The following is a 12,588-nucleotide window of genomic DNA, read 5'->3' on the forward strand; positions in this document are numbered from 1 at the left end:
CGATGAGGTTGATAGGTTCGGTGTGGAAGCGCGGTAACGCGTGGAGCTGACGAATACTAATCGGTCGAGGGCTTATCCACATTTCCTTAGTCAATTTGCGTATCCAGTTTTGAAGGAATAAGATACCCTCAACCATTGTTGAGGGTTTTTGTTTTTTATCAGATGGGGGAAAAACGCTGTCGAATCTTTACAAACTTTACGACAAGATTACCCTTGCATAGGATTTGCCATTGGCATACCATCATAACATGTAAAAGGAATCAAGTGAGATTAAGGAATCAAGTGAGATTAAGGAATCAAGTGAGATTATGGAAGCGGAATCCAAAGGAGAATCAAAATGAAGAAGATTTTAATCTTTTCAGCTTCAATCGGTAACGGCCATAATCAAACTGCAAAAGCAATGCAGGAAAGTTTGGGTGAACAAGGTTATTCATCCATGATTATTGATACGCTAGAATACGTGAGTCCAACTTTTCATAAAATCTTGCTGGAAAGTTACATGAATTTATTAAGATTGTCGCCAAAAATGTGGGGAAAGATATATCATAACTCCGAAAGATCGCGACTAATCGAGATTAATGTTTTGATGCTGCTGGCCAACAAGCTGAAAAAATTGATTAATAGCGTCAAGCCGGATGCTTTTATTGCGACGCATCCGTTTGCCAGCTGCATGTTGTCTGTACTCAAAGGGCGAAATAACTGGAGTATTCCAATCTATACAATAATCACGGATTTTACCATCCACCCTTCATGGATAAACCATCATATCGATTATTATTTCATTGCACATGAACAATTAAAATACTTGATCGATATATATCGGGAAGATCCCGAAAAATTCAAGGCGATGGGCATACCGATAATGAAAAAGTTTCGTGAGCCATTGGATAAAGAGAAATTACGCGAGACATTTGGGTTAAAGAACAATCAGAAATGCATTTTACTGTCAGGTGGCGGCTTGGGTTTAGGTTCGATGGAAAAAGTATTGGACGGTTTGAATAATATTGACCTTCCGCTGAAGACGTTTGTCTTAACCGGAAAAAACCAAAAATTGTTTCGCAAAGTTTCCAAACATACATATCGACATGAGGTGGTTCCGCTCCCTTTTATCGACAACGTTCACGAATACCTGCATGTGGCCGATTTAATCGTAACGAAATCAGGAGGTCTGACGACAGCAGAGGTACTGAGTAAGCAAGTCCCGATGATTGTTCACAATCCGTTGCCAGGACAAGAGGAAAGGAACAGCCATTTTTTGCTGAACAACGGTTGTGCTGTGCATGCTACCGTTTCGGAACAACTGATCTATTTTATAAGGGAATTGTTGTATAATCCTATAAAAGTGGATCATATGAAACAGATGGCAAAAAGGATCGCCAAACCGAACGCAGCCGAAGACATTGCGCGATTTATCATGGAGGATATGGCGAGTAAAGCTGTTTCAAAGGTACCTTTAGGAGGAGAATAATGGCAATCAATCAGGCTGTTTTTTTCGACATGGATGGAACCTTGCTCCAATCCGAAAAGTTGGCGGTGCCGGCATTTCGCAAAACATTTGCGGATTTGATCGAACGTGGGCATTGGAACAAGGATATACCCGACGAGCAAGAATTTACGAATGTATTAGGAATGACCATCTCACAGCTTTGGGATCGACTGCTTCCGGGAGCGAACGAACAAACCAAGAAATTAGCCAATCAACTGATGTTGGAAAACGAAATCATCTTGTTGAAGCAAGGGTATACCGACCTTTACCCCGATGTACGCGAAGTGCTGACCGAGTTAAAAGAACGAGGACTGGATCTGTTTGTGGCAAGCAATGGGCTGGAGAATTACATTGCAGCCATTTGCGATTATTTTCAAATAACCGGACTGTTTACTGACCTCTACTCCGCCGGTCGTTTCGCCACAAAGTCCAAAAATGAGCTGGTCGCCCGACTAATCAGCGATTACACGGTCAACCGCGCGGTCATGGTCGGAGACCGTCATTCCGATGTGGAAGCGGGGAAAACAAACGGGCTGTTCACGATCGGTTGCGACTTCGGCTTTGCGCAAGCGGGCGAGTTGGACGGAGCAGATGTAGTCGTGCAGCGTTTTGCGGAGATTCCCGAAAAATTACCTTTCTGAATAAAATAACAGGCAGGCCAAAAAACCATTCCCGTTGAATGGTTTTTTTCGTGCGCCACTTTCCTCCTGCTGCCCTTCTCGTTTCAAGATGAACCGAAATGAACAAACTAAAGATAAAGCTTCACCACTTGCGTCCCCCAAAAAAATCATTATAATTAAAGTCAAAGATAGTCAAAGTCAATGATCACGATGGAACGGGAGGGCAGCATAAATGCGGAATATCTCGGACCTTATCGAACAACATCTGAAGAACATATTGCAGGATAGTCCCGGTGGGTCGATCGAGATCCAACGTAGTGAGCTTGCTGACCTGTTTCAGTGTGTTCCTTCGCAGATTAATTATGTGATAAACACCAGATTTACCGTTGAAAAAGGGTATTTGGTGGAAAGCAAGCGCGGCGGCGGAGGATATATTCGGATTCGCAAGGTCCAAATTGTCAGCAAAGCTCGTTTGCAGGAATTGTTAACGGAAGAACTGATCGGTGAGAGTATCACACAAGGGGTTGGCTATGCAATCATTGATCGATTGTTGGAAGAGGGATTAATCAGTGCACGAGAGTCAACACTGATGAAGATTGCAACTTCTCGAAACGTCCTTAACGAAGTTCCCCAAATTCGCGATCGGCTGCGCGCAACGATGCTGAAACAAATGATTGCGGCTATCTTGTTGAGGTAAGCTGTTAAACAGGAAAAAGAACGGTTTTCCAATGTTGTATACGACTTGAAAAGGATAAAGGAGGGAACGGCAATGAATTGTGAGGAATGTGGAAAAAGGCCTGCAACCCTGCACTTGACCAAGATCGTAAATGGTGAAAAAACCGAATATCATATTTGTGAGCAGTGCGCCAAGGAAGCTGACGTATTTGGCGGATTTAGCAACTTCAGCATTAACAACCTGCTCTCTGGCTTGTTGAATTTTGATCCCATGCTGAAAAAAGAGGGTGCAGGCGCAAAGGACAGCCAAGCAAATCAGAAGCCGTTTCGCTGTGAAACATGCGGTCTTACCTACGCCCAGTTTAGCAAAAGCGGTAAATTTGGCTGCAGTGACTGTTATAAATTTTTGGGTGATCGATTGGACCCGCTTTTGCGGAGAATTCATGGAAACATACAGCACCTGGGGAAAGTACCGGAGAGAACCGGCGGCCAGTTGAAAATCCGCAAAGAACTGGATCAGTTGAAAGAGGCTTTACGGAAATATGTGGTTAGTGAAGAATTTGAGAAAGCTGCTGAAATTCGCGACCGCATTCGTGCATTGGAGCAAAGAATCGCCCAATCATAAGCTGGGAGGTGAATGTCGATGTCACAACAAAGCTTTACGCAAAATCCTTGGAGTTACTGGATGAAGGGGGATGGGCCGGATTCCGATATTGTCGTGAGCACCCGTTTGCGGATTGCCCGGAATTTGTCCCAACTTCCTTTTCCGCTGCTGGCGACCGATTCCCAGGCGGAGGAAGTTGTCCGAAAGGTATCGGCAGCGGCAAAAGACGAAGCGATGAAAAACTTGGCTGATTTTGAGTTGATTACGATGGAGCAAATCAGTCCCCTGGAAAAAAGGGTGCTGGTGGAAAAACATTTGGTCAGCCCCAATCTCGCCGAGGAATCGCGAAAAGGTGCAGTGTTGTTAAATCGGGAAGAATCGATCAGCATCATGATCAATGAAGAAGACCATATTCGGATTCAGGTTCTTCTGCCGGGATTTCAATTGAACGAAGCTTGGGAAACGGGCTCAAAGCTGGATGATCTGTTTGAGAAACATTTAAATTATGCCTTTGACGAAAAACGAGGTTATTTGACCAGTTGCCCTACCAATGTGGGGACGGGGATCCGGGCCTCAGTCATGCTGCATCTGCCCGCTTTGGTCATCACGCAGCAAATCAACCGAATTTTGCAGGCGATCAACCAGGTAGGATTGGTCGTGCGCGGACTGTATGGGGAAGGCAGCGAAGCACTTGGCAACTTGTTTCAGCTATCGAATCAAGTTACACTGGGGCTAGCGGAAAGTGACATTCTCGCCAATCTTTACAGTGTGGCTCGGCAAATTATCGAACAGGAGAGAGTCGCTCGGCGATATTTGCATGAGCATTCGCGAACGGCTTTGGAAGATCGAATTTATCGGTCTTACGGCATTCTCCTGTACGCCCGCAATGTTGAATCAAAAGAGGCGGCACAGCGCTTGTCCGATGTCCGTTTGGGCATTGATCTAGGGATTATTAAAGGAATTCCGTCAAACATAATTAATGAGTTGTTGGTGATGACGCAACCGGGATTTTTGCAGCATCACGCCGGTCAAAAACTGACTCCGGAACAACGTGACGAACGAAGAGCCCGGTTAATTCGCGAAAGGCTATCCACCGTAACAAATTAAAATGGAGGTGTAACCGATATGATGTTTGGACGTTTTACTGAACGCGCACAAAAAGTTTTGGCTCTTGCTTTAGAAGAAGCTGTTCGATTGGGGCACAAGGATATTGGCACGGAGCACGTTTTGTTGGGGCTAATCCGTGAAGGCGAAGGAATCGCGGCCAAAGCGCTGCAATCGTTGGGCCTGGGACTCGATAAAATTCAAAGCGAAGTGGAATCGCTGATTGGACGGGGGACCGAACAAACCGCAGGTGCCAATTACACACCGAACTATACGCCGCGCGCCAAAAAAGTAATTGAATTGTCGATGGACGAAGCTCGCAAGCTTGGTCATACTTACGTCGGTACGGAACATATCTTGCTTGGCCTGATCCGTGAAGGGGAAGGAATTGCCGCACGGATTATGAACAATTTGGGCGTAAGCTTGAACAAAGCGCGTCAACAAGTGCTCCAACTGTTGGGCAGTTCGGAAATGATGTCGTCTCATCAATCCGGCGGAGGCAACGCGTCCGCCAATACGCCAACGTTGGACAGCTTGGCTCGCGATTTGACCGCGATTGCCCGTGAAGGGGGTCTGGACCCTGTCATCGGACGACAAAACGAGATCGAACGCGTGATTCAGGTACTCAGCCGCCGGACAAAAAACAATCCCGTATTGATTGGGGAGCCCGGTGTTGGGAAAACGGCGATTGCGGAAGGTTTGGCGCAAAAAATTGTCAACAATGAAATTCCGGAAACATTGCGCGACAAACGGGTTATGACGCTGGATATGGGAACAGTTGTCGCCGGCACCAAGTATCGCGGTGAATTTGAAGATCGTCTGAAAAAAATCATGGATGAAATCCGGCAAGCCGGCAACATTATCTTGTTTATTGACGAATTGCATACGCTGATCGGTGCTGGCGGTGCAGAAGGTGCGATTGACGCCTCCAACATTTTGAAGCCCGCTTTGGCCCGCGGCGAATTGCAATGCATCGGGGCGACCACGCTCGATGAGTATCGGAAGTATATTGAAAAAGACGCCGCGTTGGAAAGACGTTTTCAACCAATTCAGGTCAACGAACCGACTGCGGAAAACGCCATCAAGATTTTGCACGGACTGCGTGATCGTTACGAAGCGCATCACCGCGTAAAAATTACGGATGAAGCAATTGAGCAGGCTGTACGATTGTCTGATCGGTATATCACGGACCGGTTCTTGCCGGACAAAGCGATTGACTTGATCGATGAAGCCGCCTCAAAAGTCCGCTTGCAATCCTTTACCGTTCCGCCAAACTTGAAAGAGCTGGAAGCGCATCTGGAAGAAGTGCGCAAGGAAAAGGATGCAGCGGTGCAATCCCAGGAATTCGAAGAAGCTGCTTCGTTGCGCGACAAAGAACAGAAGCTCCGCGAAGAACTGGAGAAAACCAAAAAAGACTGGAAAGAACGCCAAGGCAAGCTGAACATGGAAGTAACGCCGGAAGATATCGCCCATGTCGTGGCCAACTGGACTGGAGTTCCAGTCGTGAAATTGAAAGAAGAAGAAACCGAACGTTTGTTGAAAATGGAAGAAATCTTGCATGATCGTGTGATTGGCCAAGATGAAGCGGTCAAATCCATCTCTCGTGCCGTAAGACGTGCTCGCGCCGGGTTGAAAGATCCGAAACGCCCGATCGGCTCCTTCATTTTCCTCGGACCAACCGGTGTCGGGAAAACCGAATTAGCCCGCGCTGTTGCGGAAGCTCTGTTTGGCGATGAGGATTCGATGATTCGTATCGACATGTCGGAATACATGGAAAAACATTCGACTGCACGACTCGTCGGTGCTCCTCCAGGATATGTCGGATATGACGAAGGCGGGCAATTGACAGAAAAAGTGCGCCGCAAACCGTATTCGGTTATTTTGCTGGATGAAATTGAAAAAGCTCATCCGGATGTATTTAATATCTTGCTGCAAGTGCTGGACGACGGACGTTTGACCGATTCCAAAGGCCGTACGGTCGACTTCCGCAATACCGTCGTCATCATGACCTCCAACGTAGGGGCGAACATGATTAAAAAGAACACCTCCCTTGGCTTTACTATGGGAGATACGGAAAAGAAATATCAGGATATGAAAGACAAAGTAATGGATGAATTAAAACGCAGCTTCCGTCCGGAATTCCTGAACCGTATCGATGAAGTCATCGTCTTCCATTCGCTGGAGCAAGAGCATATCGAACAAATCGTCAGCTTGATGACCGAAGAACTCCGCAAACGTCTGGAAGAACAAAACATTTACTTCAAATTGACAGATGAAGCGAAGAAGATCCTGGCGAAAGAAGGATTTGACCCGGCCTACGGTGCCCGTCCGCTCCGCCGTGCGATCCAGCGCAATATTGAGGACAAATTGTCGGAAGAGCTCCTGAGAGGAACGATTCAAAAGGGCGACTCTGTCACAATTGATGCGGAAGACGGGGTGCTGGTCGTCAAACGCTTGGAGACAAGCGCATCCAAATAACGCATCTTGATAAACGATTAAGGATATCTCCTTATGGGAGGTATCCTTTTTGTTATGGAATCATGTATGATAAGAAGAAGAAAGAGCAAGTGGACAGGAGTTAGGGCTGATGTCAAAGTTTAAAACCAAGTATGTTTGTCAGGAATGCGGATATGAAAGTGCCAAATGGATGGGCAAATGTCCCGGCTGCAACAACTGGAATACGATGGTTGAAGAGATCTCGAGCAAACCGAGCAATTCGCGGCATGACTCCATCCATTTGAGCAAAAGCACGGTACAACCGATCACGGAGATCGCCAGTGAGCAGGAACCGCGTTTTGATACGACGATACAGGAATTAAACCGTGTTCTGGGCGGCGGACTGGTTCCAGGCTCGCTTGTGCTAGTTGGCGGCGATCCGGGGATCGGCAAATCAACGTTGCTTCTCCAGACTTCGTTTACCTTGGCCGAACAAGGCTACAAGGTTCTCTATATTTCCGGAGAAGAGTCGACCAAACAGATTAAGCTGAGGGCGGATCGCCTTGATCAGCAGACGCCTCCATCCTTGTATGTAGTGGCGGAAAATGATTTGGAATTGATTGAACAACATATAAATGAAGTAGAGCCGGCAGTCGCAATCGTTGACTCCATTCAGACGATTTTTCATCCAGGCATTCAATCGGCGGCCGGAAGCGTAGCGCAAGTCAGAGAAGCGACGGCTCATTTGATGAGAATTGCCAAAGGAAAAGGCATCGCCACCTTTATCGTCGGCCATGTGACCAAGGAAGGAGCGATCGCCGGTCCGCGGCTGCTCGAGCATATGGTCGATGCCGTTCTGTACTTTGAAGGAGAGCGGCACAATACGTTTCGCATCTTGCGCGCTGTGAAAAATCGCTTTGGTTCAACCAATGAGATCGGCATTTTCGAGATGAAAGAGCGCGGGCTGGAGGAAGTCGCCAACCCGTCGGAGATTTTTTTGGCGGAACGACCAGTCGGTGTGGCAGGCTCGACCGTAGTGGCCAGTATGGAAGGCACCCGACCGGTGTTGGTGGAACTGCAAGCATTGGTCTCCCCGACCAGTTTTGTCACTCCAAGAAGAATGGCAACTGGGGTTGACCATCAGCGCGTTGCGATGATTATGGCGGTACTGGAAAAACGAGTTGGATTGATGTTGCAAAATCAAGATGCGTATGTAAATGTAGCCGGCGGAGTCAGGTTAGACGAACCGGCCGTTGATTTGGCGATTGCGGTCAGTTTGGCCAGCAGTTTCCGCGATCATGCCACCAATCAATTTGATGTCGTGATCGGCGAAGTCGGGTTGACCGGTGAAGTCCGGGCTGTTTCGCGAATTGAACAGAGAGTGCGTGAAGCCCACAAACTGGGTTTCAAGCGAGCGATTATCCCGGAAAAAAATATTCGCGGACTGGAGATATCAGCCGATATCGAACTGGTCGGAGTAAAGACAGTTGAAGAAGCTTTGCGTGAAGTTATGAGGGGTTAGCCAGATCTAGAACGGTTGTCCATCGATTGCTTCCGGTTTTTATTTGCACACAGCGAATTAGTCAAGGCAGTTGGGGCGATGATAGTAAGGAAGCCTACCGAGTCTGGAAAGGAATTCAAGAAGTATTCAATAACGGTGTTCATTGACAGATCCGATTAATATAAAATAGTATAGAAGCATTGATTTTCATTTTTGACACGTCTTCCTGACTAATCAACTAGGAGGTACTCCTTATGTTCGTGAAATCATTACCGAACATGTTGACAATAAGCAACCTTTTTCTAGGGATTGTTGCGATTATATTTGCTTTTCAAGGCGAAGACCGTTATGTAGATTTTGCGGCAATCACAGTGATTATTGGCATGCTGATGGACGGACTGGATGGCCGCGTGGCGCGCATGTTGAATGCACAGAGTGATTTTGGCAAAGAGCTCGACTCGCTGTCGGATGTGATTACGTTTGGCGTCGCCCCTGCTTTTATTATGTATGTGGTAGTGCTTGACCAGCTGCAAATCGTTGGAATCTTGATTACAGCCCTGTTTCCGATTTGCGGAGCGCTGCGGTTGGCTCGGTTTAATGTACAGCCCGGCACGCCAGGCTATTTTATCGGTTTGCCGATTACGGCGGCCGGAGGCGTGTTGGCGACACTGGCTTTGTACCATCAAATATTCCACATTGGCGTGTTGGCTTTCGCTATGGTGTTGCTCTCTTATTTGATGGTGTCGAAAGTGAAGTATCCAAACTTCAAAAAGGTGGGGATACCGAAATCGGCATACTGGATCACACCGTTGATTATAGCAATTGTCGTGATTGTCGCGGTCAAATATCCCGAGCAGTTTCCCAAAATCGTTTTCCTGCCTTTGGCGGTTTATGCCTTGTATGGAATAAAAAAAAACGTTAACCTTCTGCTGAAAAAAGCGAATAAGGAAGAACGAAAAGAAGAAAAAACCATTCCGTATGATTAAGATTCGTAAATAAAAAAAGAGGGTGTCCCCTGAAAATGCTGTGCTCGGGGGACACCCTCTTTTTTGGCGGCGTTGACATTTTCCGGACACATTGCAGTGTTACCATTTTAATTGGTCGCACGTTCCGGTAAAAAATGGGTGCAACTTTTTGGGCTGTTGCTTCGTACTAAAGTTAAGGAATCAATTCAAGTTAAAGACGCCGAGTGTGTTTAAGTGATCCGTTTCCTGTTTGATGACTTCGGTTAAATCAATTTCGGTAATGTTACATATTGCCGTTAAATAAAACAGATGTTTACCGATCTCCGTCTTCAAAATTTCACTACAATGTTCACAGAGGGACCCGAGCATATGGGTTGGCATGTTTTGATGGTGTTCAGCAAGGCTTTTGCTGCTGTCAAAAACTTGTTTCTTGGCGGCGATTTCCACACAGCCGCACTCGGTAATGGATTTTGTTAAGGAACGATTGATCCGCGCCACGGTTTCCTGGGTTTTTGACATGACATCCAGCACACTGCGATGGCGAATCAGCAACTGAGAGACCAGCTCTTGAAAGTTGCTTAAATTAACGTTTCCCAAAATGAATCACCTCTGCTCTAGGATGAAGGTATATTCAGAATTTTTCGCTAATGTTAATTGAATTATAAGGATAATACAGAAAAACGTCAAATTTGAAAATAAAGGAAATTTGAGTTAAGCGTCGAATATTATTGACGAGGTTTTTGGGAATATGTTAAAATCTTTGGCTATTTGACACTCTGAAATTACATTTGCTATAGTGAGGGAAAGTGCATGAAAACAATTGAAACTTTCATCGGAAGCAGGGTTTTTCCGGTCAGCTTCTGTCTATATTAATAAAAGGAGGTGAACTTATGATAAGTCGAATCACGAAAGTGTTTTTTGTATTACTTGGCGGAGGTCTTGGCTATCATTTTGGCGCAGCATTGTTCACGCTGTTGAATAACTGGTTGAATTTCGGAGCAATACCTGAAGTGGCGGAACCATACATCGGTGCCGTATTGGGAGCGGTAATTTTTTACTTTTTAAGTAACTGGCTCGTTAGCTACATCGTTAACACCATCAATTGGGGCGAAGAAATGCTGGTGAAACTGCCGATCATTGATGTGTTATTCGGTGCAATGGGATTGATTATTGGTCTTATACCTGCTTTTTTATTATTCCTACCCCTTAGCAATATCGGGATACCGGTCCTGCGGGATTTGTTGCCATTGATCGTCTCTGTTTTGCTTGGCTATCTTGGTTTCCAGGTAGGTTTCCGCAAACGGGATGAGATCATGTCGGTTTTCTCCATTGGACGAAAAGAGAAGAACAAAAAAGAAAATACCGGATTGGCCGCCAATGTGGAGCATAAGATCCTTGATACGAGCGTCATTATTGACGGACGGATCGCAGATATTTGCCGTACGGGATTTATCGAAGGGGTTTTGGTCATTCCTGGTTTTGTGCTGGAGGAACTGCAGCATATCGCCGATTCTTCCGATGTACTGAAGCGTAATCGGGGGCGGCGGGGCTTGGACATCTTGAACAAAATTCAAAAAGAGCTTAAAGTAAATGTGCAGATTTATGAAGGCGATTTTGAGGATGTCGCTGAAGTAGACAGCAAGTTGATTAAGTTGGCCAAAGTCCTCAACGGGAAAGTGGTAACCAACGATTTCAACTTGAACAAAGTTTGCGAGCTGCAGGGTGTACCTGTTCTTAATATTAATGATTTGGCAAATGCGGTAAAACCGGTTGTGCTGCCTGGCGAGGAATTGACTGTCCAAGTCATCAAGGATGGGAAAGAGTACGGTCAAGGCGTTGCTTATCTGGACGACGGCACGATGATTGTTGTAGAAGGCGGCCGAGAATATATTGGCAATGACCTGGAAGTGCTCGTTACCAGCGTGCTGCAAACTTCCGCCGGACGAATGATTTTTGCCAAGCCGAAGTTATTGGAAAAGGCCTTATAGATACAAATTGGAGAGGATAACGTGGATGTCGGTGTTGTGATTGTAGCGGCTGGATCAGGGAAACGGATGGGCAGTCATCGGAACAAAATTTGGCTGCCGTTGGCGGGCAAAACGATTTTGGCCCATACCGTTTCGTTATTTGCCACTCATCCCGAAGTAGCAGAAGTGGTTTTGGTCGTCAGTGAACAAGATTACCTTGAGGTGGAAAAGTGGCTACGCACAGAACCGTATCGTGTCAAGTTGCAGCGGGGTGGTTCCGAACGGCAGTATAGCGTGAGGGAGGGCCTCTCTGCGCTTTCCGACAATTGCACTTATGTATTGGTCCACGATGCCGCTCGCCCCTTTGTCACTCGTGATCAAATCAGTGGAATTATTCATAAGGTACGAGCCGATCAGGCTACTATTATGGCGGTTCCGGTGAAAGATACAATCAAGGTGGTTGGCCCAACTGGGATCGTTGAGTCAACGCCGGCACGTGAAAGCTTGTGGACGGTGCAAACCCCACAAGCTTTTCGTCTTTCCTTGTTGCGGGAAGCGCACAAAAAGGCTGATCAGGCGGGGAAGCTGGGGACGGACGATGCCATGCTGGTGGAATGGTTGGGACATTCTGTTTCCATTATTCAGGGAAGTTATGAAAACATAAAAATTACGACTCCGGAAGACCTGTGGTTGGGTGAGGAAATCTTGCGAAGAAGAAGGGAACGATTGGAACGATGATGAGAATTGGACAAGGCTTCGATGTGCATCAATTGGTTGAAGGGCGACCGTGTATCATCGGTGGAGTGACGATCCCGTATGAAAAAGGATTGCTCGGTCATTCCGACGCTGATGTTTTGTTGCATGCAATCAGCGATGCCTTGCTGGGGGCGATTGGCGAAGGGGATATCGGGCGACACTTTCCGGATACAGATGCGGCATTTAAAGATGCTGACAGTGTCAAACTGCTGCAACACGTCTGGAAGCTGGTGAAAGAACGCGGATTTGCCTTGGGCAATGTAGACGCCACCATTATCGCGCAGGCTCCCAAGATGGCTCCCTACATTCCGGAAATGAGGAAAGTGGTCGCCGAAGTGCTGGAAGCGGAGGACATTTCTCAAGTGAATATCAAAGCAACGACAACGGAAAAACTCGGCTTTACCGGACGGGGCGAAGGAATTGCTGCACAAGCGGTTTGCTTGCTTGTCAAGTAGATAAGGGAGTAGTAAGATA

General features: G+C 46.6%; 12 protein-coding genes. 11 read left to right on the forward strand and 1 reads right to left on the reverse strand.

Going from position 1 to position 12,588, the window contains the following annotated elements:
* Nucleotides 1–337 precede the first annotated feature (337 nt).
* From JOD01_RS17355 to pssA, 8 genes are all read left to right on the forward strand, one after another.
* Nucleotides 338–1,468 carry an MGDG synthase family glycosyltransferase gene (locus JOD01_RS17355; RefSeq protein ID WP_204519558.1) on the forward strand — a complete coding sequence of 377 codons (1,131 nt, stop codon included), beginning with the start codon at nt 338–340 and terminating at the stop codon, nt 1,466–1,468.
* The gene (locus JOD01_RS17360; RefSeq protein WP_204519559.1) at nt 1,468–2,127 is read left to right on the forward strand and encodes an HAD-IA family hydrolase; all 660 of its coding nucleotides are present in this window, start codon (nt 1,468–1,470) and stop codon (nt 2,125–2,127) included. The genes JOD01_RS17355 and JOD01_RS17360 overlap by 1 nt, the downstream gene beginning before the upstream one ends.
* A 211-nt stretch (nt 2,128–2,338) precedes the next feature.
* Complete coding sequence (locus JOD01_RS17365; RefSeq protein ID WP_204519560.1) at nt 2,339–2,803, forward strand: CtsR family transcriptional regulator; 465 nt, start codon at nt 2,339–2,341, stop codon at nt 2,801–2,803.
* Between the two features lie 72 nt (nt 2,804–2,875).
* The gene (locus tag JOD01_RS17370; RefSeq protein WP_204519561.1) at nt 2,876–3,406 is read left to right on the forward strand and encodes a protein-arginine kinase activator protein McsA; all 531 of its coding nucleotides are present in this window, start codon (nt 2,876–2,878) and stop codon (nt 3,404–3,406) included.
* A gap of 18 nt (nt 3,407–3,424) precedes the next feature.
* Nucleotides 3,425–4,492, forward strand: coding sequence for a protein-arginine kinase McsB (locus tag JOD01_RS17375; protein ID WP_204519562.1), 1,068 nt, complete (start codon nt 3,425–3,427; stop codon nt 4,490–4,492).
* An 18-nt stretch (nt 4,493–4,510) separates the two neighbouring features.
* On the forward strand, nt 4,511–6,967 hold the full coding sequence (locus tag JOD01_RS17380) for an ATP-dependent Clp protease ATP-binding subunit (RefSeq protein WP_204519563.1): 2,457 nt from the start codon (nt 4,511–4,513) through the stop codon (nt 6,965–6,967).
* Nucleotides 6,968–7,076: 109 nt separating this feature from the next.
* Nucleotides 7,077–8,447, forward strand: a complete 1,371-nt coding sequence (gene radA, locus JOD01_RS17385) for a DNA repair protein RadA (protein ID WP_204519564.1) — start codon at nt 7,077–7,079, stop codon at nt 8,445–8,447.
* Nucleotides 8,448–8,680: 233 nt separating this feature from the next.
* On the forward strand, nt 8,681–9,412 hold the full coding sequence (pssA, locus tag JOD01_RS17390; protein ID WP_204519565.1) for a CDP-diacylglycerol--serine O-phosphatidyltransferase: 732 nt from the start codon (nt 8,681–8,683) through the stop codon (nt 9,410–9,412).
* 180 nt (nt 9,413–9,592) lie between these two features.
* Here the strand turns inward: pssA and JOD01_RS17395 are convergent, their stop codons facing one another.
* On the reverse strand, nt 9,593–9,988 hold the full coding sequence (locus JOD01_RS17395; protein WP_204519566.1) for a DUF1573 domain-containing protein: 396 nt from the start codon (nt 9,986–9,988) through the stop codon (nt 9,593–9,595).
* Between the two features lie 293 nt (nt 9,989–10,281).
* Between JOD01_RS17395 and JOD01_RS17400 the strand changes: the two genes are divergently transcribed.
* From JOD01_RS17400 to ispF, 3 genes are read left to right on the forward strand one after another with little or no spacing between them, the layout of a single operon-like run.
* Complete coding sequence (locus JOD01_RS17400) at nt 10,282–11,379, forward strand: PIN/TRAM domain-containing protein (RefSeq protein ID WP_204519567.1); 1,098 nt, start codon at nt 10,282–10,284, stop codon at nt 11,377–11,379.
* Between the two features lie 21 nt (nt 11,380–11,400).
* Nucleotides 11,401–12,096, forward strand: a complete 696-nt coding sequence (gene ispD, locus JOD01_RS17405) for a 2-C-methyl-D-erythritol 4-phosphate cytidylyltransferase (protein ID WP_204519568.1) — start codon at nt 11,401–11,403, stop codon at nt 12,094–12,096.
* Nucleotides 12,096–12,569: a 2-C-methyl-D-erythritol 2,4-cyclodiphosphate synthase gene (gene ispF / locus JOD01_RS17410; protein WP_275581974.1), complete on the forward strand. Its 474-nt coding sequence runs from the start codon at nt 12,096–12,098 to the stop codon at nt 12,567–12,569. Before ispD ends, ispF begins: the two co-directional genes overlap by 1 nt.
* Nucleotides 12,570–12,588: the final 19 nt, after the last annotated feature.

This window comes from Brevibacillus fulvus (assembly GCF_016908525.1).
GTDB classification, from domain to species: Bacteria; Bacillota; Bacilli; order Brevibacillales; family Brevibacillaceae; genus Brevibacillus_G; species Brevibacillus_G fulvus.